This window comes from Anaerotruncus sp. (assembly GCF_057433415.1).
The window spans coordinates 120488-146434 of record NZ_DBMDHH010000002.1 but is presented as its reverse complement, the minus strand read 5'-3'; the positions used below and the strand labels follow the sequence as shown (position 1 = coordinate 146434).

The 25947-nt window shown below is 64.6% G+C and carries 28 protein-coding genes; all 28 read left to right on the top strand.

What is annotated here, in order from left to right; genetic code table 11:
• Nucleotides 1-914: HPr(Ser) kinase/phosphatase (hprK, locus tag ACZO3G_RS01460; protein ID WP_486846711.1), on the top strand; the 914-nt coding region annotated here is incomplete at its 5' end.
• A gap of 21 nt (nt 915-935) precedes the next feature.
• Nucleotides 936-1661 (top strand): phosphatase, encoded by a 726-nt coding sequence (locus ACZO3G_RS01455; RefSeq protein ID WP_101550814.1) that lies wholly within the window; start codon nt 936-938, stop codon nt 1659-1661.
• Between the two features lie 40 nt (nt 1662-1701).
• Nucleotides 1702-2661, top strand: coding sequence for an ROK family protein (locus ACZO3G_RS01450; RefSeq protein ID WP_101550812.1), 960 nt, complete (start codon nt 1702-1704; stop codon nt 2659-2661).
• 16 nt (nt 2662-2677) lie between these two features.
• Nucleotides 2678-3586: a UDP-N-acetylmuramate dehydrogenase gene (murB, locus tag ACZO3G_RS01445; protein WP_101550809.1), complete on the top strand. Its 909-nt coding sequence runs from the start codon at nt 2678-2680 to the stop codon at nt 3584-3586.
• A gap of 33 nt (nt 3587-3619) precedes the next feature.
• A complete protein-coding gene (rapZ, locus tag ACZO3G_RS01440) occupies nt 3620-4486 on the top strand; it encodes an RNase adapter RapZ (RefSeq protein WP_276874324.1) in 867 nt (288 codons plus the stop codon).
• A gap of 2 nt (nt 4487-4488) precedes the next feature.
• Nucleotides 4489-5424 carry a DNA-binding protein WhiA gene (gene whiA, locus ACZO3G_RS01435; protein WP_101550805.1) on the top strand — a complete coding sequence of 312 codons (936 nt, stop codon included), beginning with the start codon at nt 4489-4491 and terminating at the stop codon, nt 5422-5424.
• Nucleotides 5421-5741, top strand: coding sequence for a putative heavy metal-binding protein (locus ACZO3G_RS01430; RefSeq protein WP_101550803.1), 321 nt, complete (start codon nt 5421-5423; stop codon nt 5739-5741). Before whiA ends, ACZO3G_RS01430 begins: the two co-directional genes overlap by 4 nt.
• 33 nt (nt 5742-5774) lie before the next feature.
• Nucleotides 5775-9308, top strand: coding sequence for a DNA polymerase III subunit alpha (locus ACZO3G_RS01425; RefSeq protein ID WP_277138410.1), 3534 nt, complete (start codon nt 5775-5777; stop codon nt 9306-9308).
• A gap of 173 nt (nt 9309-9481) precedes the next feature.
• Nucleotides 9482-10471, top strand: coding sequence for a 6-phosphofructokinase (gene pfkA / locus ACZO3G_RS01420; protein WP_101550799.1), 990 nt, complete (start codon nt 9482-9484; stop codon nt 10469-10471).
• 177 nt (nt 10472-10648) lie between these two features.
• Nucleotides 10649-11371: a 2-C-methyl-D-erythritol 4-phosphate cytidylyltransferase gene (gene ispD, locus ACZO3G_RS01415; protein ID WP_101550798.1), complete on the top strand. Its 723-nt coding sequence runs from the start codon at nt 10649-10651 to the stop codon at nt 11369-11371.
• A complete protein-coding gene (ispF, locus tag ACZO3G_RS01410; protein ID WP_347295265.1) occupies nt 11368-11850 on the top strand; it encodes a 2-C-methyl-D-erythritol 2,4-cyclodiphosphate synthase in 483 nt (160 codons plus the stop codon). The genes ispD and ispF overlap by 4 nt, the downstream gene beginning before the upstream one ends.
• Before the next feature lie 162 nt (nt 11851-12012).
• Complete coding sequence (locus ACZO3G_RS01405) at nt 12013-12243, top strand: putative Se/S carrier-like protein (protein WP_158595512.1); 231 nt, start codon at nt 12013-12015, stop codon at nt 12241-12243.
• A 4-nt stretch (nt 12244-12247) separates the two neighbouring features.
• Nucleotides 12248-13393, top strand: a complete 1146-nt coding sequence (locus tag ACZO3G_RS01400; RefSeq protein WP_276873027.1) for an aminotransferase class V-fold PLP-dependent enzyme — start codon at nt 12248-12250, stop codon at nt 13391-13393.
• A gap of 128 nt (nt 13394-13521) precedes the next feature.
• Nucleotides 13522-14412, top strand: coding sequence for a diadenylate cyclase CdaA (gene cdaA, locus ACZO3G_RS01395; RefSeq protein WP_242970832.1), 891 nt, complete (start codon nt 13522-13524; stop codon nt 14410-14412).
• Entirely contained in the window at nt 14402-15706 is a 1305-nt protein-coding gene (locus ACZO3G_RS01390) for a CdaR family protein (protein ID WP_276873025.1), read from the top strand. Before cdaA ends, ACZO3G_RS01390 begins: the two co-directional genes overlap by 11 nt.
• A gap of 61 nt (nt 15707-15767) precedes the next feature.
• On the top strand, nt 15768-17357 hold the full coding sequence (locus ACZO3G_RS01385; RefSeq protein ID WP_276873023.1) for an NAD(P)/FAD-dependent oxidoreductase: 1590 nt from the start codon (nt 15768-15770) through the stop codon (nt 17355-17357).
• A gap of 151 nt (nt 17358-17508) precedes the next feature.
• Nucleotides 17509-18207: a hypothetical protein gene (locus tag ACZO3G_RS01380; RefSeq protein WP_101550785.1), complete on the top strand. Its 699-nt coding sequence runs from the start codon at nt 17509-17511 to the stop codon at nt 18205-18207.
• A 146-nt stretch (nt 18208-18353) separates the two neighbouring features.
• A complete protein-coding gene (locus ACZO3G_RS01375; protein WP_101550783.1) occupies nt 18354-19505 on the top strand; it encodes a THUMP domain-containing class I SAM-dependent RNA methyltransferase in 1152 nt (383 codons plus the stop codon).
• A gap of 146 nt (nt 19506-19651) precedes the next feature.
• Nucleotides 19652-20599: an ATPase, T2SS/T4P/T4SS family gene (locus tag ACZO3G_RS01370; RefSeq protein WP_276873020.1), complete on the top strand. Its 948-nt coding sequence runs from the start codon at nt 19652-19654 to the stop codon at nt 20597-20599.
• Complete coding sequence (locus ACZO3G_RS01365) at nt 20593-21108, top strand: stage III sporulation protein AB (RefSeq protein WP_276873018.1); 516 nt, start codon at nt 20593-20595, stop codon at nt 21106-21108. The genes ACZO3G_RS01370 and ACZO3G_RS01365 overlap by 7 nt, the downstream gene beginning before the upstream one ends.
• Nucleotides 21109-21239: 131 nt before the next feature.
• Nucleotides 21240-21437, top strand: coding sequence for a stage III sporulation protein AC (gene spoIIIAC / locus ACZO3G_RS01360; RefSeq protein ID WP_006875388.1), 198 nt, complete (start codon nt 21240-21242; stop codon nt 21435-21437).
• A gap of 1 nt (nt 21438) precedes the next feature.
• Nucleotides 21439-21834 carry a SpoIIIAC/SpoIIIAD family protein gene (locus ACZO3G_RS01355; protein WP_101550777.1) on the top strand — a complete coding sequence of 132 codons (396 nt, stop codon included), beginning with the start codon at nt 21439-21441 and terminating at the stop codon, nt 21832-21834.
• Nucleotides 21834-23033, top strand: a complete 1200-nt coding sequence (locus tag ACZO3G_RS01350) for a stage III sporulation protein AE (protein WP_277138411.1) — start codon at nt 21834-21836, stop codon at nt 23031-23033. Before ACZO3G_RS01355 ends, ACZO3G_RS01350 begins: the two co-directional genes overlap by 1 nt.
• 49 nt (nt 23034-23082) lie before the next feature.
• Nucleotides 23083-23580 carry a hypothetical protein gene (locus ACZO3G_RS01345; RefSeq protein WP_276871921.1) on the top strand — a complete coding sequence of 166 codons (498 nt, stop codon included), beginning with the start codon at nt 23083-23085 and terminating at the stop codon, nt 23578-23580.
• Nucleotides 23577-24164: a hypothetical protein gene (locus ACZO3G_RS01340; RefSeq protein ID WP_146021703.1), complete on the top strand. Its 588-nt coding sequence runs from the start codon at nt 23577-23579 to the stop codon at nt 24162-24164. The genes ACZO3G_RS01345 and ACZO3G_RS01340 overlap by 4 nt, the downstream gene beginning before the upstream one ends.
• Nucleotides 24165-24240: 76 nt before the next feature.
• The gene (locus ACZO3G_RS01335; RefSeq protein WP_158595510.1) at nt 24241-24786 is read left to right on the top strand and encodes a SpoIIIAH-like family protein; all 546 of its coding nucleotides are present in this window, start codon (nt 24241-24243) and stop codon (nt 24784-24786) included.
• 189 nt (nt 24787-24975) lie between these two features.
• On the top strand, nt 24976-25350 hold the full coding sequence (locus ACZO3G_RS01330; protein WP_172439211.1) for an Asp23/Gls24 family envelope stress response protein: 375 nt from the start codon (nt 24976-24978) through the stop codon (nt 25348-25350).
• A gap of 78 nt (nt 25351-25428) precedes the next feature.
• Nucleotides 25429-25944, top strand: a complete 516-nt coding sequence (gene nusB / locus ACZO3G_RS01325; protein WP_101550764.1) for a transcription antitermination factor NusB — start codon at nt 25429-25431, stop codon at nt 25942-25944.
• Nucleotides 25945-25947 lie beyond the last annotated feature (3 nt).

The window sequence follows — 25947 nt, the reverse complement described above, 5'->3', positions numbered from 1 at the left end:
GATCTCTTGAGGTGGTCTATCTTCCCGAAGACGCCGCCGGGATCTCCATCTCCACGCCCGAGGTCAACCGGCCGGGGCTGCAGCTGTCCGGCTTTTTTGATTATTTCGACCACCAGCGGATGCAGATCCTCGGAAAGAGCGAGTTTGCCTTCCTCGACCAGTTCGACGAGGAGGAGCGCACCCGCCGCGTGGACGACTACTTTGCAAGCCAGCCCTCCGCGGTCGTCATCACCCGGAACATCGAGGTGACCGACCGGATGCGTTCCGCCGCGCAGAAATACAAGGTCCCGCTGCTGCGCACCGCGGACGGCACCTCCGCCTTCATGGCGGGGCTCATCGGGGAGCTCAACGTCGAGCTCGCCCCCCGCGTCACCCGCCACGGCGTGCTTGTCGAGGTCTACGGCGAGGGCATCCTGCTGCTCGGGGAGAGCGGCGTCGGCAAGAGCGAGACGGCCATTGAGCTCGTCAAGCGCGGCCACCGCCTCATCGCGGATGACGCGGTGGAGATCCGGCGCGTCTCCGCCAAGAGCCTCGTCGGCTCCTCGCCCGAAAATATCCGCCACTTCATGGAGCTGCGCGGCGTGGGCATCATCAACGCCCGCCGCCTCTTCGGCATCGGCGCGGTCAAGATGACCGAGAAGATCAACATGATCGTTCAGCTCGAACAGTGGGACGCCGCCAAGGTGTACGACCGGATGGGCATGAACGACGAATACACCGAGGTGCTCGGCGTGCAGATCCCGTCGCTGACCATCCCGGTGAAGCCGGGGCGCAACCTCGCCATCATCATCGAAGTCGCGGCGATGAACAACCGCCAGAAGCGCATGGGCTACAACGCCGCCCAGGAGCTGCTCGAAAAGCTCGGCATGGTCGAGCCGGACGGCGGCAACCCCACCGACTGGGGAGATTTCTAATCCGGAAAGGAACCTGACTGCATGCAGATCATCGCGGAAACCCACAGCCATACCGTTGCGTGCGACCACGCGTTCAGCACCCTCTATGAGAACGTGCGGTACGCCGCGCGCAGCGGGATCCGATTTCTCTGCGTCACCGAGCACTGCCCGGCGATGGAGGGCGCGCCGGGCGGGATGTTTTTCAGCAACCTGCCCAACGTGATCCCCGACCTGATGGAGGGGGTCGTCGTCCTCAAGGGCGCGGAGACGAACATCATCGATTACGAGGGGGGCCTCGACCTGCCCGACCGCAAGCTCGCGCGGCTCGACTGGGTGATCGCCTCCTACCACATCAACTGCCTCGCGCCCGCCACCGAGGAGGAGCACACCGCCGGCTGGCTCGCGGTCGCGAAGAATCCCCTCGTCGACGTGATCGGCCACGCGGGGGACGAGCGCTACCGCTTCGACGTGGACGCCGTCGTAAAGGCGTTCGCCGAAAACGGCAAGATCGTCGAAATCAACGCCCACTCCTTTGAATGCAGGCCCGGTTCGGCGGAAAACTGCCGCAGGATCGCGGAGAGCTGCAAAAAATACGGGGTGCGGGTGGTGTGCAGCTCGGACGCGCACTTTTTCACCCAGATCGGCAATGTCGGCGCGGCCGTCGAGATGCTGGAGGAGATCGGCTTCCCGGAGGAGCTTGTCATGAACGCCGACTACGGGCGCTTTCTGGCGCTCGCGCGGGAAAAGAGCGGGCGTCCGCTGATATAAAGCCACCAGGAGGACATCAAGAGGAAAGGGAGAGCATACGATGAGTTATTACGTGGGAATCGACCTCGGCGGCACCAACATCGCCGTCGGCGTGGTGGACGAGGACTACCGGATCGTCGGCCGTGCCAATGAAAAGACCAAGGCGTTCCATCCGGCGGAGGAGATCGCGGACGACATGGCGGCGACCGCGCGCCGGGCGGTCGAAAACGCGGGCGTCACCTTCGACGAGGTCGCGTGGGTGGGCGTCGGGACGCCCGGCACCGTGAACCCCGAAACGGGCATGGTGGGACTCGCGGCGAACCTCGGCTTCCACGACACCCCGCTGGGAATGCTCGTCGCGGAACGGCTCGGCAAGAAGGTCTATGTCGAAAACGACGCCAACGCCGCCGCTTACGGGGAACTGATGGCCGGTGCGGCCAAGGGGCTCGACTCGGTCATCCTGATCACGCTGGGCACCGGCGTGGGCGGCGGCATCATCATCGACGGAAAAATCCAGTCGGGATTCAATTACAAGGGCGCGGAGCTTGGGCACATCGGCATGGTCTACCAGGGCGTGCCCTGCACCTGCGGCCGGCGCGGCTGCATCGAGTCCTACTGCGCGGTGACGGGGCTCATCCGCATCACCCGCGAGTCCATGCAGCTCAACGCGAAATCCAAGATGTGGGAGCTCGCGGAGGGCAGCCTCGACAAGGTGAGCGGCCGCACCGCGTTCGATGCGATGCGCGCGGGCGACGAGGCGGGCAAGGCGGTTGTCGACCAGTATATCGACTACCTCGCCTACGCGGTCAGCGGCATCATCAACCTCTTCCAGCCGCAGGCGGTTGTCATTGGCGGCGGCATCAGCAAGGAGGGGGAGACCCTCTTCGGCCCGATGCGGGAGCGCGCCTATCCGCAGACCTTCAACCACGACCCCAACAACTGTTCGCAGATCATCAAGGCGAAGCTCGGCAACGACGCGGGCATCATCGGCGCGGCGCTGCTCGGCAAACAATACAAATGATTTTCCAGGAGGCTTCATGAGCGGGATACACGAGCTGCGGGCGTACTGCGAATCGATCGGGTGCGCCTGCCATGCGGACGAACCGATGTCCAGGCACACGTCGTTTAAAATCGGGGGGCCGGCCGACCTGCTGGTCCGCCCGGCGGACGCTGAGACGGCCGCGAAGGTTATGCGGCGGGCGGGGGAGCTGGGCGTTGCGCTCACGATCATCGGCAGGGGATCCGACCTGCTCGTCTCGGACGAGGGGATCCGGGGCGCGGTGCTCTCCTTCGACGAGCAGGCCGCGAAGCCCGGGATGCAAGGCCCGGAGACGATCTTCTGCCCCGCGGGCGCGAGCCTGACGGCGCTCTGCGTCTTCGCGTGGCAGCGGGGGCTGTCGGGGCTGGAATTCGCCTACGGCATCCCCGGCAGCGTGGGCGGCGCGGTCTATATGAACGCGGGCGCCTACGGCGGCGAGATGAAGGATGTGCTTGAAAGCGTCCGCTGTCTCACGCCAGAGGGCGGGGAACGCGTCCTCGGCGCCGCGGAGCTGGAGCTCTCCTACCGGCACAGCTGGTTTACCGGCCGTCCCGGGCATCTCATCACCGGCGCGGCTTTCCGGCTCCAAAAGGGCGACCCCGCCGCCATCCGTGCCAAAATGGACGATCTCATGGAGCGCCGGAAGCAGAAGCAGCCGCTCGAATACCCGAGCGGCGGCAGCACCTTCAAGCGTCCGGCCGGCTCCTACGCGTCGGCGCTCATCGACCGGTGCGGGCTCAAGGGCCGCCGGGTGGGCGGCGCGATGGTCAGCGAAAAGCACGCGGGCTTCGTCATCAACTACGACAACGCCACCTGCCGCGACGTGCTCGCGCTCGTCGAACTGGTCCAAAAGGAAGTGCTGGAGAAGACCGGCTATACGCTCGAATGTGAAATCAAACTGCTCTGAGAGCGCCCGCCAGGCGGGCGGAAAAGGAAGCCTATGGAATTTGTAATCATCACCGGCATGTCCGGTTCGGGAAAATCCCGCGCGATCGCGGCGATGGAGGATATCGGCTACTACTGCGTCGACAACCTCCCGCCCAAGATGGTCAAATCCTTCACCGACCTGTGCCTCCAGGCGGAGGATAAGGTGGATAAGGTCGCGCTCGTCATCGACGCGCGCAGCCGGGAAATTTTCGGGGACATCTTCGAGGGAATCGAGGAGTTTCTGGAGGCGTCGAGCGGGTTTCAGACCCTCTTCCTCGACTGCGAGGACGCGACGCTCATCCAGCGGTATAAGGAGACCCGCCGCACCCACCCGCTGATGGACGACGAAAACACCTCGATCGAGGAGGCCATCGCGGAGGAACGGCGGCTGCTCTCCCGGCTGCGGGAGTGCGCCGACTATGTGATCGACACCACCTACCTCTCGGTCAACCAGCTGCGGGAAAAGGTGGTCGGCATCTTCCTCGACGACAAAAACCAGGCGATGCTCGTCAACTGCATGTCCTTCGGCTTCAAATACGGCCTGCCCAAGGAGGCGGACCTCGTCTTTGACGTGCGCTGCCTGCCGAACCCCTTCTACGTGCCCGAACTCAAGAGCCTGACCGGCCTCGATGCGCCGGTGCGGGAGTACGTCCTCAAATGGGAGCAGGCGCGGAAGCTGATCCCCAAGCTGTTCGACCTCGTCGACTACCTGCTGCCCCTCTACCGGGACGAGGGGAAGACCCAGCTGACCATCGCGGTCGGCTGCACGGGCGGGAAGCACCGCTCGGTGGTCTTCGCGCAGCTTCTGGAGGAGCACATGCAGGAACAGAAGGTGCGCAGCACCGTGACCCACCGGGATATCGCCAAGCGCAAGGAGTAGCCATGTCGTTCGCCTACCGCATCAAAAGTGAAATCTGCAATAACAGGCCGTTTCGCCAGCGCCGCAGGTGGGCGCTCGCCTACGGCCTTTTGCTGTTCGGACGCGCGTTCGGGCCGGAGGAGATCTCGCTGCACACCGAGCACAAATTCGTCGCGCGGCTCTACGCGGACAGCATCTCCGACCTGGTGGGCCTCGGCGGGAGCATCACCCTGCGGGAGGTCAAGCGCAAGGACCGCCGGAGCGTCTACCTCGTGACGGTGGACAGCCTCTCCGACCGGGTCGCCGTGCTCTCCCGTTTCGGGTGCAGGGCGGGGGAGGACCCCCGCCGCATCGACTTCGCGCATGTCCCCGAGGAGGAGGCCGCCGCCTTTTTGAGCGGGGCGTTTCTGGCGTGCGGCGCGGTGTCCGACCCGGAAAAGGGCTACCGCGTCGAATTCGCGACCCAGCACCAGCCGCTCGCGGACGACCTCGCGGCGCTGCTCGCGGAATATCTCGCGCCGCCCAAGCGCACCGTCCGCCGCAACGACTACCTGCTCTACTACAAGGAGAGCGAAAACATCGAGGACCTGCTGACCTACCTCGGCGCGCCCAAGTCGTCGCTCGAACTGATGGAGGTCAAGATCGTCAAGGAGCTCCGCAACCGGGTCAACCGCGCCACCAACTGCGAGACGGCCAACATCTCCAAGACGGTCAACGCGGCGCTCTCCCAGATCGAGGACATCCGGCTGATCGAAGCGTCGGGAGGCATCGGTTCGCTCGACGAGGAGCTGCGGGAGCTCGCGCGGCTGCGGCTGCAAAATCCGGACATGTCCCTGCGGGAGCTGGGCAAGGCGCTTACGAGCCCGATCTCCCGGTCGGGCGTCAACCACCGCCTGCGGCGGATATCCGAATACGCCGCGGAGCTTCGAAGGAAAGAGCACAGGGAGGAACAGGCATGATTCTGACGACGACCCCTTCGGTGGAAGGGAAGCATATTACGGAATATCAAGGCGTCGTGTTCGGCGAGGTGATCGCGGGCGTCGATTTCATCAAGGACTTCACCGCCGGGCTCTCCAACTTCTTCGGCGGCCGTTCGGGGACCTATGAGGAGGAGCTGCTCCGGGCGCGGGAGGAAGCGATGCGGGAGCTGGAGGAGCGCGCGCGGGCGCTCGGGGCCGACGCGGTCGTCGGGATTGACGTGGATTACGAGGTGCTCGGCGCGAACAACGGCATGCTCATGGTGACCGTGTCGGGCACGGCCGTGCGGCTCGGATAGGGCGTAAGAGGAACGGGCAAAGGGGGAACGGAAATGGCCGATTTTGCGCATCTGCACGTACATACCGAATACAGCCTGCTCGACGGCGCCTGCCGGATCGAGCGGCTGGTCGAGCGGGTCAAGGCGCTCGGGCAGTCGTCCGTGGCGATCACCGACCACGGCGTGATGTTCGGCGCGATCGACTTTTACAAGGCCGCCAAAAAGGCGGGCGTCAAGCCGATCATCGGGTGCGAGGTCTATGTCGCGCCGCGCACCCGCTTCGATAAGCAGCACAAGGTCGATTCCTCCCCCTACCATCTCGTGCTGCTCTGCAAAAATAACACCGGCTACCAGAACCTGATCAAGATGGTGTCCGCCGGGTTCGTCGAGGGCTTCTACTCCAAGCCGCGCGTCGATCACGACCTGCTCGAGGAGTATCACGAGGGGCTCGTCTGTCTGTCGGCCTGCCTCGCGGGGGAGATTCCCCGGATGCTCGCCGCGGGGGATTATGACCGCGCGAAGGAGACGGCGCTCTGGTACCAAAACGTCTTCGGCGAGGGAAATTACTATATCGAGATCCAGAACCACGGCATCCGGCTTCAGGAGCAGATCCTGCCCGACCTGCTGCGGCTCTCCAAGGAGACGGGCATCGGCCTCGTCGCCACCAACGACGCCCACTACATCGAGAGGGCGGACGCCAGGATGCAGAGCGTGCTGATCTGCATCCAGACAAACACCACGGTGGACGAGCCGGGCGACCTCGAATTTGAGACGGAGGAATTCTACGTCAAGAGCCGTGACGAGATGGCCGCGCTCTTCCAGAACTACCCCGGCGCGCTCGACAACACCCTCAAAATCGCGGAGATGTGCAACGTCGAGTTCGAGTTCGGCAATACCAAGCTCCCGCTCTTCGTCGCGCCGGGCGGGGAGGACAACCTCTCCTACTTCAAGCGCCTCTGCTACGAGGGCCTGCGCCGCCACTACGGCGATCAGCCCGACCCGGCCGTCGCGGAACGGCTGGAGTACGAGCTGGACGTGATCATCAAGATGGGGTACGTCGACTACTACCTCATCGTCTTCGACTTCATCAACTACGCGAAATCGGTCGGCATCCCGGTGGGGCCGGGCCGCGGTTCGGGCGCGGGAAGCCTCGCCGCCTACTGCATCGGCATCACCGGCATCGATCCCATCCGCTACAACCTGCTCTTCGAGCGGTTTTTGAACCCCGAGCGGGTCAGCATGCCCGACTTCGACATCGATTTCTGTTACGAGCGGCGGCAGGAGGTCATCGACTACGTCGTGCGCAAGTACGGCGCGGACCATGTCGCGCAGATCATCACCTTCGGGACGATGGCCGCGCGCGCGGCCATCCGCGACGTGGGGCGGGTGCTCGGCGTCCCCTACCAGCAGGTGGACGCGATCGCCAAGCTCGTGCCGAACGAGCTGAAGATGACGCTCGACCGGGCGCTTTCGGTCTCGGCGGACCTCAAGCAGATGCGCGAGAGCGACCCCAAGGTGGCCGAGCTGCTCGACATGGCGCGCAAGATCGAGGGGATGCCCCGCCACGCCTCGACCCACGCGGCGGGCGTCGTCATCACCCGCGACCCGGTGGACAGCTACGTGCCGCTCTACAAGGCGGAGGAGACGATGCCGGTCACCCAGTTCACGATGACGACGCTTGAGGAGCTCGGGCTGCTCAAGATGGACTTCCTCGGCCTTCGCACGCTGACGGTCATCAGCTACGCCGAGAAGGAGGCCGCCAAACGCAGTCCCGGCTTTCGCGCGGACAGCATCCCGCTCGACGATCCCGACACCTTCGCGATGCTCACCAAGGGGCAGTGCGTCGGCGTCTTCCAGTTCGAGTCCGCGGGCATGCGCAACGTGATCGCCCAGCTCGGCCCCGAGTCGATCGAGGATTTGATCGCGGTCATCTCCCTCTACCGCCCCGGGCCGATGGAGTCGATCCCCACCTACATCCGCAACCGCCACAACCCCGGGCTCGTCACCTACAAGCACCCGCTCCTCAAGCCGATTCTCGACGTGACTTACGGGTGCATCGTCTACCAGGAGCAGGTCATGCAGATCTGCCGCGCGCTCGGCGGCTACTCCTACGGGCGCGCCGACCTCGTGCGCCGCGCGATGTCCAAGAAGAAGCACGATGTGATGGAGAAGGAGCGGGAGGTCTTCGTTTCGGGCGCGCAGGCCAACGGTGTGCCCCGCCAGACCGCGAACGAGATCTTCGACGAGATGAGCTCGTTCGCCTCCTACGCCTTCAACAAATCCCATGCGGCGGCCTACGCCTTCGTCTCCTACCAGACGGCCTACCTCAAATGCCACTATCCGCGCGAGTTCATGGCGGCGCTGCTCACGAGCGTGCTCGACAACACCGACAAGGTCATCGAGTATATCGGCGAGTGCGGCCGCATGGGCATCAAGGTGCTGCCCCCCGACGTCAACATCAGCGGCGAGGGCTTCACGGTGAGCGGGGACGCGATCCGTTTCGGCCTGCTCGCGGTCAAGAACATCGGCCGGGGCTGCATCCGCGAGCTCATCGCCGAGCGGGAGGAGAACGGCCCCTTCCTCGACTTCTCCGACTTCTGCGAGCGGATGTACGGCAAGGAGACGAACAAGCGCGCGGTCGAAAGCCTCATCAAATCGGGCGCGCTCGACTGCGCCTGCAAGAACCGCCACAGCATGCTGGAGGGTCTTGAGGCGATCCTCGACGACATCGACGCGGCCGCCAAGCGCAATATTTCCGGCCAGATCAACCTCTTCGACAACCCCGACGTGGGGATCAAATCCGCCCACCAGCTTCCGCGTGTGGAGGAATATGAGCCCTCCGAGCTGCTTGCGATGGAGAAGGAGACGACGGGACTCTATATCAGCGGCCATCCAATGGCGCGCTTTGCCGAGATGATCGAGCAGGAGCACTGCACGCTGATCGCCGACATTTCGAACGCCGAGGAGCGGGGGAGCCATATCGCCGACGGCGCGTCGGTGCGCGTGGCGGCGATCGTCTCCTCCAAGCGGCTCAAATCGACCCGCGGCGGGGAGATGATGGCGTTCGTCATGCTCGAGGACACGAGCGGCAGCATCGAGATGCTGGTGTTCCCGAAGGTGCTCACGCAGTATTCCCACAAGTTCGCGGAGGGCAGCGTCGTCATTGTGCGCGGCAGGGTGTCGATGCGCGAGGAGGAGGACGCCAAGCTGATCTGCGAGGCCGCCGCCTCGCCCGGCGAGCCGCTGCCCGAGGGTTCGCCCGCGGGGGCGGGCCGCTATTCCGGCGCGCCGCGCCGCGAACGGGCGCCGCAGGCGCCCGCACGGCCCGCCGCGCCCCGCAGCAAAAACGCCGGGGCCTACCTGCGCATCGACAGCGCGTCGGCGCCCGTCTACGACCGGGTGAAAAACCTGCTTTCGATCTTTTCGCCCGAAAACGGCGGGACCGGCCGGGACGCCGTGTACTTCTATTTCAAGGACACGGGGAAATACAACGTGGCCGCGCACGCCCTATGGGTAGATTACAACCCCGTGCTCGAGCGGGAGCTCAAGAAGCTGCTCGGCGCGGAAAACGTCGTATATAAACAATAAATTTCGCGGGTTTTCTTTGAAATTATCCAGTACTATGATAAAAATTAATCAGGTTGAATCAAATCGCTTGCACAAAAGGGACGAATCTTCTATAATTATTTCGGTAAAATGCCGATAATCGGGCATAAGTAAGATTAGAACGCGGATTTTCCGCAGACGGAGGATGCGAGGATATGGAAAACAAGCAGAAAGCGATTGGCGTATTGACCAGCGGCGGTGACGCCCCCGGCATGAACTCGGCGATCCGCGCCGTCGTCAGGGCCGCCCTTCATAAGAACATGCGGGTGATCGGCATCCGCCGCGGCTACAGCGGGCTGCTTGCCCACGATATGTTTGAGATGAACCTGCGCAGCGTCAGCGACACGCTCCACCGCGGCGGCACGATGCTCTATTCGGCGCGCTGCCCCGAGTTCCGCGACGACAAGGGCGTGGAGCGCGGCAAGGAGGCCTGCCTCCAGGCGGGCATCGACGGGCTGGTCGTCATCGGCGGCGACGGCTCCTTCCGCGGCGCGCGCGACCTCTCCCTCAAGGGGATCCCCTGCATCGGCCTGCCCGGCACGATCGACAATGACATCGCTTCGAGCGACTATACGATCGGCTTCGACACGGCGGTCAACACCGTCATGGACATGGTCGATAAGCTGCGCGACACCTCCCAATCCCACGACCGCTGCTCGATCGTCGAGGTCATGGGCCGCCGCTGCGGCGACATCGCCCTGCACGCCGGCATCGCCTGCGGCGCGGTTTCCATCCTCGTGCCCGAGGTGCCCTTCTCGATCGACGCGATCGTCGAGAAGATGCAGCGCACCCTGCGCACCGGCAAAAAGCACTTCATCGTCATCGTCGCCGAGGGCGTGACCAGCTCGGACGGCGTCGGTACGGTCCACGACATCGCCGAGGAGATCGAGGCGCGCACCGGCGTCGAGTCCCGCGCCACGGTGCTTGGCCATGTGCAGCGCGGCGGCGCCCCGACCGCCCGCGAGCGCGTGCTCGCCAGCGAGATGGGCTACCATGCGGTCGAGCTGCTTGAAAAGGGCATCGGCAACCGCGTGGTCGTCTGCCACGAGAACAAGATCGTCGACTACGAAATCCTCGAGGCCCTCAGCATGAAGAAGGAATTCAACCGCCACCTCTACGACATCGCGGACGCGATCAGCATCTGATCTGAAAGAAAAAGGCCCCCGGAAGCGCCTGCGCTTCCGGGGGCCTTTTTTTCCGCGCGCGGATTTGCTATAATAGGACAGGATTGGCCCCGCCGCCGGGACGGGCGCGCGGGCGTATCAAAATTCGCGCAAATTTTTCTTCCCCGGGCGCTATCATGAAAAAAGGGGGTGGCGGACATGCTCTTTAACCGGAAACTGGAAAAGCCCCGCGTTGCGGCGGTCATCGCCGCGGCGGGGGCTGCCTCGCGCATGCAGGGGATCGACAAGCAGTTTGAGGAGATCTGCGGGGTCCCGGTCGTCGTGCGCACAATGCTCGCCTTTTCCGACAGCGACTGGATCGACGAGATCATCGTGGTCGCCCGCGCGCAGGATATCCCGACGATGCACGCCCTGATCCGCGCCTGGGGGGTCCCGAAGGTGCGTTCGGTGGTCGCCGGCGGCCAGACCCGCCAGCAGTCGGTCCAAAACGGCGTCGAGGCCGTCGGGTACGAGACGCAGTACGTGGCGGTCCACGACGGCGCGCGCCCGCTTGTGAACCAGCAGGTCATCGCGGACGCGGTGATCGACGCCGTCCGCTACGGCGCGGCGGCGGCGGCCGTGCCGGTGACCGACACCGTCAAGGTCGCGGATGAAAACCGGCGGATCCTTTCGACGCCCGACCGCAGCACCCTGTTCGCGGTGCAGACGCCACAGGTGTTCGAGCTCGAGCGCTACCGGCTGGCGGCGCGGAGGGCGGAGGAAACGGGGATGGACTATACCGACGACTGCCAGATGCTCGAGGCGGCGGGGTACCCGGTCTATCTCGCGCGCGGGGACTACGACAACATCAAAATCACGACGCCGGTCGACCTCGTGGTCGCGACGGCGATGGTGGAGGCGGCGGAGGGGGAACGCATATGAGCGGCATGAGAATCGGGCACGGCTACGACACGCACCGGCTCGCGGAAGGACGCAGGCTGGTGATCGGCGGGGTGGAGATCCCCTGGGAAAAGGGATTGCTCGGGCATTCGGACGCGGACGTGCTCGCCCACGCGGTGATGGACGCGGTCCTCGGCGCGCTCGCGCTCGGAGATATCGGGGCGCAGTTCCCCGACAGCGATCCGGCCTATGAGGGCGCGGATTCGGTCGCGCTGCTCGGGCGGGTGCGCGCGATGGCCGAGCAGCGGGGCTGGAAGATCGGCAACGTGGACGCGACGGTCGTCGCGCAGGCCCCGAAGCTCGCGCCATACATCCCGCAGATGCGGCGGCGGCTGGCCGACGCCTGCGGGGTCCCGGCGGAGGATGTGAACGTCAAGGCCACCACCGAGGAGCATATGGGCTTCACCGGGAGCGGGGAGGGCGTCAGCGCCCACGCGGTCTGCCTGCTGATGAGGCGCTGACTTTCCGGGGCGTTCCTGCATATGATGATACAGCGGTACCTGCACGCGTTTTGACGCGCGGACTGTACCGCTGTATTTTCTTTTGCCCGCGCAGGCGGGAATACACAGTCGGCAATGCGGCGCGTCCGCATCCATGATTTCATAGCAGGGAGAACGATGCTTATGACAAATATAGATCAGGCCGTGCTGGTGGTCCGTTCCGTCACCAGCGCGATGAAGGGCCAGAAGCTCTTGGAACAGAATGGGATTTCCGCCTATGTGGAGCGCAACACCGCGCCCAACAGCAGACAGGGCTGCGGGTACGGGCTCAAAATCCGCGGCGACGTGGCCGCCGCCGCCGGAATCCTGAGCGCGGCGGGGATCAAGGTCTCGGAAATCCAGCGGGGAGGGTGACCGGATGATCTATTTCGACAACGCGGCCACCACCTTCCCCAAACCCGCTTCCGTCAAGGACGCCGTGGATACGGCGCTGATGCGTTACGGCGCCAACCCGGGACGCAGCGGGCACGACCTGTCGGCCGAGACCGCCAAACAGGTGTTCGAGGTGCGCTCGAAGGCCGCGGAATTTTTCGGCGCGGCGGACGTGGAGGACGTCGTCTTCACCCAGAACTGCACCTACGCGGTCAACACGGTCGTCAAGGGGCTTTTCAAGCCGGGCGACCACGTCATCATCTCCGACCTCGAGCACAACGCGGTCCTGCGGCCGGTCCACGCGCTCACGGTGCAGGGGATCATCACCTACACGGTCGCGGAGACCTTTTCGGACGACGAGGAGACGGTGAACGCCTTCCGCTCCTGCATCCGGCCGAACACCCGCGCGATCATCGTCACGCACGGCTCCAACGTGTTCGGCGTCAAGCTGCCGATCGCGCGGCTGGCGCAGCTCGCACGGCAGTATGGGCTCTACTTCGCGGTCGACGCCGCCCAGACGGCCGGGATCGAGCCGATCGACGTCAAGGGGATGCAGATCGATTTCCTCTGCACGGCCGGGCACAAGGGGCTTTACGGTCCCACCGGGACCGGGCTGCTCATCACCTCGTGCGGCAAGCGCCTGCGGCCGCTCGCGGAGGGCGGGACGGGCAGCGTCTCCTACGATTACCTGCAGCCCGATTTCATGCCCGACCGCTTCGAGGCGGGCACCCTCAACACGGTGGGCATCCTCGGCATGGGCGCGGGGATCGACTTTATCCGCCAGAGCGGAATGGAGCGGATCGCCGGGTTTGAGAGCGGGGTGGCCCGGTGCGTTTACGAGGAGCTCTGCGGGGTGAAGGGCGTCCGCCTTTACACGCCCGCCCCCCAGCACGGCAAAAACCTGCCGGTATTCAGCTTCAACATCGACGGCCTCGGCTCGGAGGAGACGACCGCGAAGCTCAACGAAATGGGGTTCGCGGTCCGCGGCGGGCTGCACTGCGCGCCGCTCGCGCACAAAAAATTCGGGACCAACCACGGCGGGACGGTGCGCCTGAGCGTCGGCGCCTTCAACACGCCCGACCAGGGAAGACAGTTCGCGCAGGCGGTCCGGAAGATCGCATATGAGAAATAAAGCCAACCGCGCCATGCGCCAAAAAAAAGATTGATTTGCTGTGGATATGTGATAAAATATAAAAAGGGATTTATGCGGCCGGAATGGTTTCCGGCCGCATCGTCCGAACGTCGAAGGGGAATGAATGTATGGCCGAGCTCTGGTACAACATTGTCAGAACGTTCAGCACGTTTGAGTGGAAAGACGCGCTGGACATCCTTGTCATGGCCTTTTTGATCTACCAGGGCATCAAGCTGGTGCGCGAGACGCGCGCCGCGCAGCTTGTCAAGGGCATCGCGATGCTGCTGCTGCTCTACCTGCTCGCGCAGGCGCTCGAGATGAAAGCCATGCAGTTCATTACAAAGAATATTTTGCAGATCGGCGTCTTGGCGCTCGTGATCGTCTTCCAGCCGGAGCTGCGGCGCGCGCTCGAACAGGTCGGGCGTTCCCGCATCGGCAAGCTGCAGGTCTTTTCAGGCGGGATGAGCGAACAGGAGACGCGCGCCAAATGGGTGAAGTTCATCAACGCCCTGGTGGAGGAGGCCTCCTCCCTCTCGCGCCAGAAGATCGGCGCGCTCGTCGTCATCGAGCAGAAGACCAAGCTCGGCGACATCATCAAGACGGGCACGGTCGTCGACGCCGACCCCACGCCCGAACTGATCGGAAACATCTTTTTCCCCAACTCGCCGCTGCATGACGGCGCGATGATCGTCCGCGAGGGAAGGCTCCACGCCGCGGGCTGTTTTCTGCCGCTCTCCGATAACCAGGAGATCAGCCGCGAATTGGGCACCCGCCACCGCGCGGCGCTCGGCATGAGCGAAATGAGCGACGCGATCGTCGTGGTCGTGTCGGAGGAGACCGGCTTCATCACCGTCTGCCGCAACGGCAAGCTGGAACGGGGGCTTTCCACCGCGCGCCTGCGGGAATATCTGGAAGCGGAGCTCACCCCCGAAAAAGCCGCCGCCGAGCCTTCCGACAAGCGTTTTGACCGCAAGCGGGGGAAGAAGAGCCCCGAGGGGGAAGATACGAATGAAGTTTAACTTTGGACGCCTCCTGGACAACCGGAGGCTGCTCATGATCCTTTCTCTGGTGACGTCGGTCATCATCTGGCTGGTGATCGTCTACTACGTCGAGCCGGATAAGGTTCAGACCATCCGCAACGTTCCGGTCACCATCACCGCCGACCAGGTGGACGCGCTCGCCGCGCTCAACCTGCGCATCGTCGACAGCGAGATCGAAACGGTCGACGTGCGCATCGAGGGCGCGCGCCCCGTCGTCGGCGCGGTAAAGCCCGCGGATGTGGACATCCGCGCGGACCTCTCCGGAATCACCGCACCGGGCAGCTTCGACGTCGTCCTCTCGGGCGGCAAGACGGGCAACTACAGCGCGGGGGATAAATTCGGCAAGGGCTTCACCCTCGCGCAGACCGACGCGATCAGCCCCACCACCGTGCGCGTGCGGGTGGACCGCCAGGCGCAGAAGACCTTCCAGGTCGCCACCGACATCGAAGGGCTCCAGACGCCCGAGGACTACGTCCGCGGACAGACGAAGGTCAGCCCGCGGGAGATCACGATCTCGGGCCCGGAAACCGACGTCGGACGGATCGACAAATGCGTCGTTTCGATCAGCTTTGACGCGCCGATCACCTCCAGCAAGACCCGCACCGGCCAGATCGTCCTCTACGACGCCGAGGGCAACGAGCTCGACAGCAGTCTGCTGACGATGAGCGCCGAAACGGCGGATGTGACCATCCCGGTGCTCAAGCAGAAGGAACTGCCGGTCAGCGTCGAATATCTGAACGTCCCGTCGGGCTTCCCGATCGACTGGCTGGAGGATGAATACTCCGTCGCATCCCTGCTGGTCGCCGGGCCGGAGGAGCTGATCGACGCCTACAGCCAGCTCGACATGGGGTTCATCAACATTAACGAGATCACCATCGACAGCAACTTTTTCTCCTTTGATGTGAAGGGCTTTTTGCCCTCCGGGTTCACCAACCTCTCGGGGGTCGACACGGTCATTGTGACGATCAAGACCGCCGACATGCTCGAAGGCAACTATACGATTCCTGGCGACAACATCCGGGTCACCAACGTCCCGGTCAACTACAGCGTCACGGTGGAGTCCCCGAGCATTTCGGGGGTGCACATCATCGGGGACGCGGATGTGATGGCGACGCTTTCGGGGTCCGATCTGGTCGCGGAGGTCGACATGTCCACCAAGGACGTCTCCTCGCCCGGACCGTATACCATGCCGGTGCGGATCTCTGCGCCGGGCAAGGGGCTGGCGTGGGCGAGCGGCGACTACACCGTGCTCGTCAACATCAGGGAGCGATAGACAAACCATCCCGAGGGCGCCCGGCCTGCCGGACGCCCTCGTTTTTTGCGGAGGAGGACTTATGCCGATCATCGTCCATTCGATCACGACCTCGCTGGAGGAACCCGCGGAGGCCGCGCTTTCCCGCGCGGCCTCGCTGCTGGGCGTGCGGGCGGCGGACGCCTGCATCGTCAAAACGTCGCTCGACGCGCGCAAGCGGGACGACATCCACTTTGTGCACACCGTGGCGCTCACGCTCGGGACCCCCGCGGAGGAGGAGGCCGCCGCCTCCCGCTGCGCCGACCGACGGGTCTCCCTGCGGCGGGAGGAGCCGCTCGAGATCCCCCGCGGGACGCGGACGCTGGAACACCGTCCGGTGGTTGTAGGCTTCGGACCCGCCGGGATGTTCGCCGGGCTGCTGCTCGCGCAGAACGGCTACCGGCCGGTCATCCTCGAGCGAGGCGGGGAGATGGACCGGCGGGTCGCGGCGGTCGAGCGGTTCTGGAGGGAGGGGACCCTCGACCCCGGAACGAACGTGCAGTTCGGGGAGGGGGGCGCCGGGACCTTCTCGGACGGCAAGCTGACCACCCGCATCGGCGACCCGAAATGCGGCTGGGTGCTCCGGGAGTTCGTGCGGTTCGGCGCGCCGGCGGAGATCCTCTACCGGGCGAAGCCCCACATCGGTACCGACCGGCTGCGCGAGGTCGTCAAAAACCTGCGCGCGGAAATCTGCTCGCTCGGCGGGGAGGTGCGGTTTGACACCGCGCTGACCGACCTTGTGGTGACGGGCGGACGGCTGCGCGGCGCGCGCACCTCCGCCGGGGAGATTCCCGCCGACGTGCTGTTGCTCGCGGCGGGACACAGCGCGCGGGACACCTTTGAGATGCTCCTGCGGCGCGGTTTTGCGATGGAAGCCAAGCCCTTTTCGGTCGGCGTGCGGATCGAACACCTCCAGGCGGAGATCGACCGGGGGCTCTACGGCGATCACGCGGGACACCCCGCGCTGCCGCCGGGAGAGTATCAGCTTTCCCACCGGGTGGGGGAGCGCGGCGTCTACACCTTCTGCATGTGCCCGGGCGGCGTGGTCGTGCCCGCCGCGTCGGAGGAGGGGATGACGGTCACCAACGGGATGAGCTACCACGCGCGCGACGGGAAGAACGCCAACGCGGCGGTGGCCGTCTCGGTCACGCCCGCCGACTACGGCGGCGGGCCGCTGGGCGGGGCCGCGTTCCAGCGGGAGCTGGAACGGCGCGCCTACGCCGCCGGGGGCGGCGGCTACCGCGCGCCCGCGCAGGACATCGGGCACTTTTTCGCGGGGAAGGCGGGGCTCGACGCCGCGCGGGTGCAGCCGACCTACGCGCGCGGGGTGACGCCCTGCGACTTTCACGAACTCCTGCCGGGGTTCGTCTCGTCAATGCTCGAAACGGGGCTGCGCGCCTTCGGGAAAAAGCTGCCCGGCTTCGACGCGCCCGGCGCACTGCTCACCGGCATCGAGACGCGGACCTCCTCGCCCGTGCGCATCCTGCGCGGGGAGGATTACCAGGCGCCGGGGGCCGGGGGGGTCTATCCCTGCGCGGAGGGCGCGGGCTACGCGGGCGGCATCATGAGCGCGGCGGTGGACGGTATCCGCGCGGCGCTTGCCGTCATGGCGGAATACCGGCCGTTCGATTAGGACCGGCAGGGCAGTGGCAGCAGCAGCCGCACAGCATAGAATGGTAGTGTCCGGTGCGCCGCCCCACGGGCGGGGCGCGGACGTTGTCATCCCGGCTGTGCGGTGGTTTTGCCGCTGGGGATGGCAGTATCTCTGACTGAGGAGGTCTGCCATGAAAATCGGTGTCGCGTTTTCCGGCAGCGGCGCGGGCGCGGCGGCGGCAAACGTCTTTGTCGACGAGCTGCTAAAGCGCTCCGTTGCGGTCGATATGCTCTCGGCGACCTCGCTGGCGGCGGTTCCGTCGCTGCTGTGGTCGCGCGGGGCGGGGCCGGAGGAGCTCGAAGAGCTGATGACCCTGTTTTCGGCGTCGCAGACGCCGCAGCTGGGACTCCGGCAGCTGGATCGGATGGGGATGTTCCGCGCGCCCGCGGTGTGCGACCTTGCGGTCAGCTGTGTCGATGCCTCCACCGGCATAACGGTGATCTATTCCGACACGCTGCACTCGGACGCGTGGAACCTCAAAGTCCTGCCGCTTTCCGGCAACGAACCGGCGGCGCTCGCCTGCGCGCTGAGTCCCTACCGGGACAGCGAGCCGTTCGTCCACGAGGGAATGCGGCTGTGCGACTTTTCCGTTCGTTACGGCTGCCCGTTTTTCCCGCTCAAGATGGCGGGGATGGAGCGGATCCTGTCCGTCTCCTTCTCGGGAGGCGAATCCCCCGCGCAGGTCGCCGCCGACACCCTGTCGGCGCTGACCGGCAAAAACGCCGACCTGCATTACGACCTGCGGTTCGGCGGCGCGGATATCCCGGAGAAGATCCGGGCGTTCATGGAGGAGCATATCGCCGAGATCTACGAGAAACTGCTCTTTTAGAGCGCAGGGACGGCCCGCGAAAGCGGGCCGTCCCTTTCTGCCGAGATGTGTCTTTTTTCTTTTGTGGATTTATGCTATAATCCTATTATAAGAATGTAAAAAGAATCCCCGCGCAAATGGATGGCGCGCGGCCGGAAAGGACCACCATGGATAAAAAAGTGACGATTACCTGCCCCTGCCTCTTTGGGCTTGAGAGCGTGCTCTCCTTCGAGGTCAAAAAGCTCGGCGGGGAAAACATCACCGTCTCGGACGGGCGGGTGACCTTTGAGGGGAACCTCGCGATGGTCGCCAAGGCGAACATCTGGCTGCGCACCGCCGAACGGGTGGGGATCGTGATCGGGAAGTTCCGCGCCGAGACGTTCACCGAGCTTTTCGACGGGACGGCCGCGCTGCCGTGGGAGGACTTCATCGGGGTGGACGACCAGTTCCCGGTGAAGGGCTGGTCGCGGAATTCCAAGCTGTTCAGCATGTCCGACTGCCAGTCGATCATCAAGCGCGCGATCGTGCGGCGGTTTGAAAACGTCTACCACAAGGAGATTTTCGCCGAGACGGGCGCGATCTACCAGGTGCAGTTTTCCATCCTCAAGGATACGGTGACGCTGCTGCTCGATACGACGGGCGCGGGGCTCCACAAGCGCGGCTACCGCGCCAACGCGAACGAGGCGCCCATCAAGGAGACGATCGCGGCCGGCATCGTCGACCTCGCGCGGGTGCGGGGGGATTCCCTCGTCTACGACCCGATGTGCGGCTCCGGCACCATCGTGATCGAGGCGGCGCTCAAGGCGCTCAACATCGCGCCGGGCATCCGGAGGCGGTTCGCGGCGCAGAGCTGGAAGTGCTTCCAGAACGGCGTCTTCGACGAGGTGCGCCGGGAGGCTTCGGCGCAGGTGCGACGCGACGCGGTCTTCGAGGCGTTCGCCAGCGACATCGATCCCGAGGCGGTGCGCCTGACGCGGGAAAACGCCGCGAAGGCGGGAGTCGCCGGGCGCATCCATGTCCGGCAGGCGGACATCAAGGATTTTGCGCCCGAGATTCCCGAGGGGCGCAGGGGGGTCCTCATCACCAACCCGCCCTACGGGGAGCGGCTGCTCGCGGCCTCCGAGGCGGAGGAGATCTGCCGCACGATGGGGCAGGTTTTCCCGCAGCGTGACGACCTCGGCTATTACATCATCAGCCCGCACGACGATTTCGAGGGGGTCTTCGGGCGGGAGGCGGTCCGCCGCCGCAAGCTCTATAATGGCATGATCAAATGCCAGGTCTACATGTATTTTAACAGCAGGCACGGGGAGAAGGCCTGACCTTCCCCCGAAACGGAATCAGGATTTTATTAGGCCGCCCGCGGAGAAATCCGCGGGCGGCCCTTTTGCGCCTGTCCGGTCTCCGGTTCTAAAAAAGCGGACGGGCTAATAAGATAGGAGGGAAGACTGGAAAAGGACGTGATGAAATGAAGGAAGACGAACGCTACCTCTCCGCGGCGGCGACCCTTGGGGAACGGGTGCGGCGGGTGCTTTCGCGGGTCCCCGCGCAGATCGCGGCGGAGGTGACGGAAATCCGTTTGCGGACGGGAAAGCCCCTCGGGCTGATGGCGTCGGCCAAGGTGCTCTTTGTGGATGAAAACGGCGGGGTCTCCGACCGGCCCGCGCTGAACGCCTTTCTCCTGACCAAGGCGGACATGCAGGACTCCTTTGTGACGCTGTGCGGCTGGGCGGTACACAGCCACCAGCGGGAGCTGTGCGACGGCTACCTCTCGGTACGCGGCGGACACCGCGCGGGCATCGCGGCGACAGCCGTGGCCGAGGAGGGGAAGGTGACCGCCGTGCGGGACATCACCTCGATCAACCTGCGCGTCGCGCGGGAGATCTACGGGGCGGCGGACCCGCTCGTGCGGGGCTGCTTCTGGGACAGGCCGTGCGGCGTGCTCATTGTCGGGCCGCCCGCCAGCGGCAAGACGACGCTGCTGCGCGACACGGCGCGCCAGCTCTCCTCCGGTTCCCCCGGCGGCTACCTTAAGGTGTGCGTCGTCGACGAAAGCGGGGAGATCGGCGCGGCCTCGGGCGGCGTCGTACAGAGCGAGCTGGGGCCCTGCTGCGACCTGCTTTCCGGCTACCCGAAGGCGAAGGGGCTGCAGATCGCGGTGCGCTACCTCTCCCCGCAGGTGATCGTCTGCGACGAGATCTGCACCGACGGCGAGGTGGAGGCGGTGGCCGCCGCCGCCAACAGCGGCGTGGCGGTCGTGACCTCGCTGCACGCCGCCGACTACGAGGAATTTCTGCGCAAGCCGCAGGCCAGGCGGCTGTTGGAGACGGGCGCGTTCCAAAAGCTCGTGCTGCTGGAGGGCGCGGAAAGCCCCTCGAAAATCCGGGAGATCAGGGAGGTGCCGGCGCCATGCTGATGATATTGAAGGTTTGCGGAATGCTGCTGGTGGTCGCCTGCACCACCTCGATCGGAATTTCGATGGCGCAGGCGCTTTCCCGCCGTGTACGGGAGCTGGAGGGCTGCATCGCCCTGCTGACGGGGATGGAGGGGGAGCTTTCCTACAGCCTGGCGCCTCCCGACGAGGCCGTCGCGCGGCTGGAGGAGCGGGAATCGGCGCAGGAGGCGCCCTTCCTGCCCGCCTGCGCTGCCCTCTGTCGGAAGGGAACGCCCTTTCCGCAGGCGTGGCGGGAAGCGGTGGCAAAGCAGGGCGGGAGCCTCACCCGGGAGGACGCCGCGATCGTCGAGGCGCTGGCCGACACCCTCGGGCAGTGCGACCTCGACGGGCAGCTCTCGAGCCTTTCCCACGCGAAGGCGCTGCTCGCCATGCAGCTGGCCGCGGCGCGGGAACGGTGCGAATCCCACGGCAAGCTCTACCGCACGATGGGCCTTTTGGCGGGAGCCTTTGTGGTGGTCTTTTTCATTTGATGCCTGTACTGCGAAAACAGGCCGCCTGCGGGGGCCGGGGAAGCATCCGGAAAAAAGAGTTCTGAACCGGGAGGGACAGGCATATCTATAATGCAAAGGACAAGTTTGGCGGGAAAGGACGATGAAAGATTATGGATGTGGATTTGATCTTTAAAATCGCGGCGATCGGGATCATTGTGGCGGTCCTCAACCAGGTGCTGATCCGCTCGGGGCGGGAGGAACAGGCGATGATGACCACCCTTGCGGGGCTGATCGTCGTGCTGATGATGATCATCGTGCAGATCAACACGCTGTTCGAGACGGTCAAGAGCGTCTTTGGGCTCTACTGACATGAATATGATGACGATTACCGGGCTGGCGATCGTCGCGGTCGCGCTCGGCACGGTGCTCAAGCAGAAAAACCCCGAGTACTCCCTGCTGCTTTCGCTGACGGCGGGCGTTCTGATCCTCGGGATGATCATCACCTCCGCGCTGCCGCTTTTCGAGCGGATCCGGTCCCTTTTCGAGGCGACGGGCGCCAAGGCGGAATACGTGCAGATTCTCTTCAAGGCGCTGGGGCTCTGCTTCATCACCCAGATCGCCTGCGACGCCTGCCGCGACCTCGGGGAGACGGCGATCGCCTCCAAGGTGGAGACGGCGGGCAAGCTGTCGGTGCTGCTCGTCAGTTTGCCGCTCTTTGAAAAGATCCTCGGCATCGCGGGCGGCCTGATCGGGGGTGCGGGATGATGCGGCGGCTTGTGGGGTTTTTCGCGGCGCTGTTTTTGGCCGGCCTCTGCGGGACGGGCGCCTTCGCGGTGGAGCTGGTCACCTGGGACAGGCCCGGCGACGCGGCGGAGGCGTGGGGCTACGCAGGCGCGGGGGAGGGGGATTACGACCTGAGCCGGGAACTCGACGCGGTGGGCGCGGACGAGCTGCTCGGCGAACTGCCGGACGACGCGCAGGATCTGATGGAGCGCACCGGGCTGCACGGCATCGACTACAAGGAGCTGCTCGCTCTCTCGCCCGAGGCGTTCTTCCGGGAGATCTGGGGGCTCGTGAAGGAGCGCATCCGCCTGCCGCTGACCGTCTTCGGCGCGGTGCTCGGCACGGTGCTGCTCTGCGCCATGCTCGACGGGCTCAAGACCTCCCTCTGGGAGGGGACGCTGTCGACCGTCTTCGCGGCGGTGGCGGTGGTGTGCGTGGCGGCGTCGATCGTCTCGCCGATCATCGACTGCATCACGACGACCGCCGCGGCTATCCGCGACTACTCCAACTTCGTCCTTGCGTTCATCCCGATCTTTTCATCGATTGTCACAGTCGGGGGGCAGGCGGTCACCGCCACCACCTACACCGCCTTCCTCTTCATGGCCTGCCAGGTGGTCTCGCAGGTGGTGGCGGGAATCTTCGTGCCGCTGATGGGGGTCTACCTCGCCTTCTGCGTGGTCGGGAACCTCGCGCCCGGCGTCGACGTGTCGGCGGTCGCGGGCGCGATCAAATCGGCGGTGTCGTGGGCGCTGGGGCTGCTGCTCACCCTCTTCGTGGGGCTGCTCTCGCTCCAGACGATGGTTGCGTCGGGCAGCGACACGGTCGCCTCCAAGGCGGCGAAATTTCTGATTGGCAGCTTTGTACCGGTGGTGGGCGGCGCGCTCTCCGACGCCTTCGTCGCGACGCAGGGGTACCTGAGGCTCCTCAAGGCGACGGTCGGCGTGTTCGGCATCCTGATCGCGCTGATGACCTTCCTGCCCGTCTTCCTGCAGACGGTGCTGTGGTATTTCACCGTGAACCTCGCGGGGGCGGTGAGCGAGATGCTCGGCGTAAAGCCGGTGGCGAGCATCCTCAAAAGTTCCTCCGCCACGCTGGGCATCCTCATCGCGGTCATCCTCTGCTTCGCGCTGCTCATCGTCATTTCGACCTCGCTCGTCATGATGGTGTCCACCGGGGTGTAGGACGGGGTTTTCGGGGACGTGTCATATTTTCGCGGGGAGGGAACGTATATTGGATAGTGTCAGGCAGTGGGCGTTCGGCATCTGCGCCGCGGCGATCGCCTGCGCGCTCGCGCAGCTCATCCTGCCGAAGTCCAGCATGCAGCGGGTCTTCAACATTACCTGCGGCGTCTTTTTCCTCGGGTGCCTGCTTTCGCCGGTCGTGCTGCCGTCCGCCTCGGTCGAGCTCACGCCGCCGGAATCGGTCCAGCGGCGGATCGAGGAAAAGGCCGGACGGCTTGAGAGCGCGGTGGAGGAGGGCGCGCAGGAACGCGCGACCGAAAGCGTGCGGCTGGAGGCGATGCGCGCCCTGCGGGACATGGGCGTCAGCTACAACAAAATTTACATAAATGTACATGACGACGGGCAGGGCGGCATATCTATTAGTGAGTGCGAGGTGGAGCTCGACCGCAGCTATCTGCCCCGGCACGACGAGATCCGCGCCGCATTGACCGAACGCCTCGGCGTCAGGGTACTGATTGGATATGACGACAAAGGAGTGACCTCATGAATGGGACCAGATTGGGCGCGGGACTGCGGGAAAAGCTGGACGCGGTCTTCAAGGGAAAGCACAGCCGCACCCTACTATTCGTCGGGATAGCCGGCATGGCGCTGATCTTCCTTTCGACGGTGATCCAGACCGGAGGCTCCAACAAGCCGAATCCCAGCGTCGGGGCGGGGCAGCTTACCTCGCAGGAGTATGTGGCGCAGCTGGAGGATCGGCTCACCGGGATCGTGGGGAGCATCGAAGGGGTGGGCCGGTGCCAGGTGATGGTCACGGCCGAAAGCGGCGTCGAATATGTCTACGCGGTGGAGGAGACGCAGAACGTCAACCGCACCAACAGCTATAACGGCGACGAGGTGGCCCGGGAGACCCAGCAGGAGAATACCGAGCAGAAATACATCGTCGTCGATGCCGGGAACGGCAAAAAGGAGGCGCTCGTCAAAACCGAACGGCAGCCCGCCATCCAGGGGGTCGTCATCGTGTGCGAGGGCGCGGGGAGCATGGTGGTGCAGGAACGGGTGACGCAGGTGGTCACCACCGCGCTCGGAATCCCCTACAACAAGGTGTGCGTCACCAAGCTCAGCAAATGATTCGTGCATACCCTGCGGCGGCAGCCCGCAGTTTATGGCCATAAGTTCAGTTTATCAAAAGAGGAGGAACCCCCGTATGAATATGATTATCGGCAAAAAACAGATCATCCTGGCATCCCTGGTGGTAGGGCTCGGGCTGGCCGTCTACGTCAACTATCAGTTCGCCAGGACGGACGGCGACCTGACCGCGACCGGCGCGCTCGCCAATGACAAGAACTACGGCGACGCCCAGCTGGTCGACGCGAACGACCCGACGGTGGACGACATCGACGGCGAGGCCTATTTTGCCGAGGCAAAGGTCACCCGCCAGCGCTCCCGCGACGAGTCGGTCGAGACCCTCAAGAATATGATGGCCAGCGCGGACGTCGACCCGGACATCAAGGCGGAGATGGCGCTCAAGGCCACCGAGATCGCAAAGTCGATCGAGACGGAGGGCAAGATTGAAAACCTCATCAAGGCCAAGGGCTTCGAGGACTGCATGGTCTACTACGACACCGACAACGTCGACGTGGTGGTCAAGACGGAGGGGCTCGAAGCGGACCAGGTGGCCCAGATGAAGGATATCATCCTCAAGGAGACCAGCATCCCGGTCGAGAACATCTCGATCGTCGAGATCAGTTAGCCCGCAGCCGGAATCTTCACCAAAAAAGCCTGCTGAAAAGCAGGCTTTTTCCTTCTCCTTTCTTTGCGGAAAAGATTGCATATACGGTTGTATATTCGGAATTTTATGATATAATATTCCTGTATGCTACACTGGCTCCCGAAAAACAATCGGACACATCCGTTTCTCGCCATACAAAGGAGAATGATTATGCAGAGTCACGACCAGAATCAGGCGGCAGGCAATCTCAAGATTTCCCGCGAGGTGATCGCCACCATCGCGCGCTACGCGGCGCTGGAGATCGAAGGGGTGGACTCCCTCGCTTCCTTTGCGACCAATCTCAAGGGCTGGCTGCTCAAAAAACAGTCCGCCAAGCCGATCGGCATCGACCTGTCGGACGACGTGGCCGTCATCGAGCTCCATGTGAACATCAAGGCGGGCGTCAACATCCCCGAGACCGCCGAGAAGATCCAGTCGGCCGTCAAGGAGGCCGTCCAGAACATGACCGGGATCGCCGTTTCGCGGGTCAACATCAACATCGCCGGCATCGTCTTTGCCGAGCCCGCCGAGCAGACGGAAGCCTGACCAAAAAACGATTCACTGCCCTCCGAGGCCCCCTTGGAGGGTATTCTTGTTGCAGACGTACAATTAGGAGAGGACAATATGAAACGAAGCGAATCCCGCGAGCAGGCCTTTATGCTGGTATTTGAGCGCTCCTTCAAGGAGGAATCGGTCGACGAGATCATCGAGGAGGCCGTGATCGGCCGCAACCTCGAGGTGGATGATTATGCATACCGCCTTGCAAGCGACGTCTGCGATCATCTGCCCTGGCTTGACGAGACGATCACCGCCCACTCGAAAAAGTGGAAGCTCAACCGCATGTCGCGCGTGGCGCTGACCATCCTGCGGCTGAGCCTGTGGGAGATCGACAACGTTGACACGGTGCCGGTCGGCGCCTCGATCAACGAGGCGGTCGAGCTGGCCAAAAAATACGGCAGCGCCGACGACTTTTCCTTTGTCAACGGGGTGCTCGGCGCCTATGTGCGCGCGAAGGGGCAGGATGTGCCCGAGGCGCGCCGGGCCGAGGAGGAGGCCGCGGCTTCGGCCGGGGAGGCGAAGGCGGAGGACGAGGCGGTCCGCGCCGCCAAAGAGGCCGCCGCCGAAACGGCGGCGGAGTAACGC

What these genes read in the sequence shown, in the direction of transcription:
- ACZO3G_RS01455 (WP_101550814.1), top strand. Translation starts at nt 936, where the DNA reads ATGCAGATCATCGCGGAAACCCACAGCCATACCGTTGCGTGCGACCAC.
- ACZO3G_RS01450 (WP_101550812.1), top strand. Translation starts at nt 1,702, where the DNA reads ATGAGTTATTACGTGGGAATCGACCTCGGCGGCACCAACATCGCCGTC.
- murB (WP_101550809.1), top strand. Translation starts at nt 2,678, where the DNA reads ATGAGCGGGATACACGAGCTGCGGGCGTACTGCGAATCGATCGGGTGC.
- rapZ (WP_276874324.1), top strand. Translation starts at nt 3,620, where the DNA reads ATGGAATTTGTAATCATCACCGGCATGTCCGGTTCGGGAAAATCCCGC.
- whiA (WP_101550805.1), top strand. Translation starts at nt 4,489, where the DNA reads ATGTCGTTCGCCTACCGCATCAAAAGTGAAATCTGCAATAACAGGCCG.
- ACZO3G_RS01430 (WP_101550803.1), top strand. Translation starts at nt 5,421, where the DNA reads ATGATTCTGACGACGACCCCTTCGGTGGAAGGGAAGCATATTACGGAA.
- ACZO3G_RS01425 (WP_277138410.1), top strand. Translation starts at nt 5,775, where the DNA reads ATGGCCGATTTTGCGCATCTGCACGTACATACCGAATACAGCCTGCTC.
- pfkA (WP_101550799.1), top strand. Translation starts at nt 9,482, where the DNA reads ATGGAAAACAAGCAGAAAGCGATTGGCGTATTGACCAGCGGCGGTGAC.
- ispD (WP_101550798.1), top strand. Translation starts at nt 10,649, where the DNA reads ATGCTCTTTAACCGGAAACTGGAAAAGCCCCGCGTTGCGGCGGTCATC.
- ispF (WP_347295265.1), top strand. Translation starts at nt 11,368, where the DNA reads ATGAGCGGCATGAGAATCGGGCACGGCTACGACACGCACCGGCTCGCG.
- ACZO3G_RS01405 (WP_158595512.1), top strand. Translation starts at nt 12,013, where the DNA reads ATGACAAATATAGATCAGGCCGTGCTGGTGGTCCGTTCCGTCACCAGC.
- ACZO3G_RS01400 (WP_276873027.1), top strand. Translation starts at nt 12,248, where the DNA reads ATGATCTATTTCGACAACGCGGCCACCACCTTCCCCAAACCCGCTTCC.
- cdaA (WP_242970832.1), top strand. Translation starts at nt 13,522, where the DNA reads ATGGCCGAGCTCTGGTACAACATTGTCAGAACGTTCAGCACGTTTGAG.
- ACZO3G_RS01390 (WP_276873025.1), top strand. Translation starts at nt 14,402, where the DNA reads ATGAAGTTTAACTTTGGACGCCTCCTGGACAACCGGAGGCTGCTCATG.
- ACZO3G_RS01385 (WP_276873023.1), top strand. Translation starts at nt 15,768, where the DNA reads ATGCCGATCATCGTCCATTCGATCACGACCTCGCTGGAGGAACCCGCG.
- ACZO3G_RS01380 (WP_101550785.1), top strand. Translation starts at nt 17,509, where the DNA reads ATGAAAATCGGTGTCGCGTTTTCCGGCAGCGGCGCGGGCGCGGCGGCG.
- ACZO3G_RS01375 (WP_101550783.1), top strand. Translation starts at nt 18,354, where the DNA reads ATGGATAAAAAAGTGACGATTACCTGCCCCTGCCTCTTTGGGCTTGAG.
- ACZO3G_RS01370 (WP_276873020.1), top strand. Translation starts at nt 19,652, where the DNA reads ATGAAGGAAGACGAACGCTACCTCTCCGCGGCGGCGACCCTTGGGGAA.
- ACZO3G_RS01365 (WP_276873018.1), top strand. Translation starts at nt 20,593, where the DNA reads ATGCTGATGATATTGAAGGTTTGCGGAATGCTGCTGGTGGTCGCCTGC.
- spoIIIAC (WP_006875388.1), top strand. Translation starts at nt 21,240, where the DNA reads ATGGATGTGGATTTGATCTTTAAAATCGCGGCGATCGGGATCATTGTG.
- ACZO3G_RS01355 (WP_101550777.1), top strand. Translation starts at nt 21,439, where the DNA reads ATGAATATGATGACGATTACCGGGCTGGCGATCGTCGCGGTCGCGCTC.
- ACZO3G_RS01350 (WP_277138411.1), top strand. Translation starts at nt 21,834, where the DNA reads ATGCGGCGGCTTGTGGGGTTTTTCGCGGCGCTGTTTTTGGCCGGCCTC.
- ACZO3G_RS01340 (WP_146021703.1), top strand. Translation starts at nt 23,577, where the DNA reads ATGAATGGGACCAGATTGGGCGCGGGACTGCGGGAAAAGCTGGACGCG.
- ACZO3G_RS01335 (WP_158595510.1), top strand. Translation starts at nt 24,241, where the DNA reads ATGAATATGATTATCGGCAAAAAACAGATCATCCTGGCATCCCTGGTG.
- ACZO3G_RS01330 (WP_172439211.1), top strand. Translation starts at nt 24,976, where the DNA reads ATGCAGAGTCACGACCAGAATCAGGCGGCAGGCAATCTCAAGATTTCC.
- nusB (WP_101550764.1), top strand. Translation starts at nt 25,429, where the DNA reads ATGAAACGAAGCGAATCCCGCGAGCAGGCCTTTATGCTGGTATTTGAG.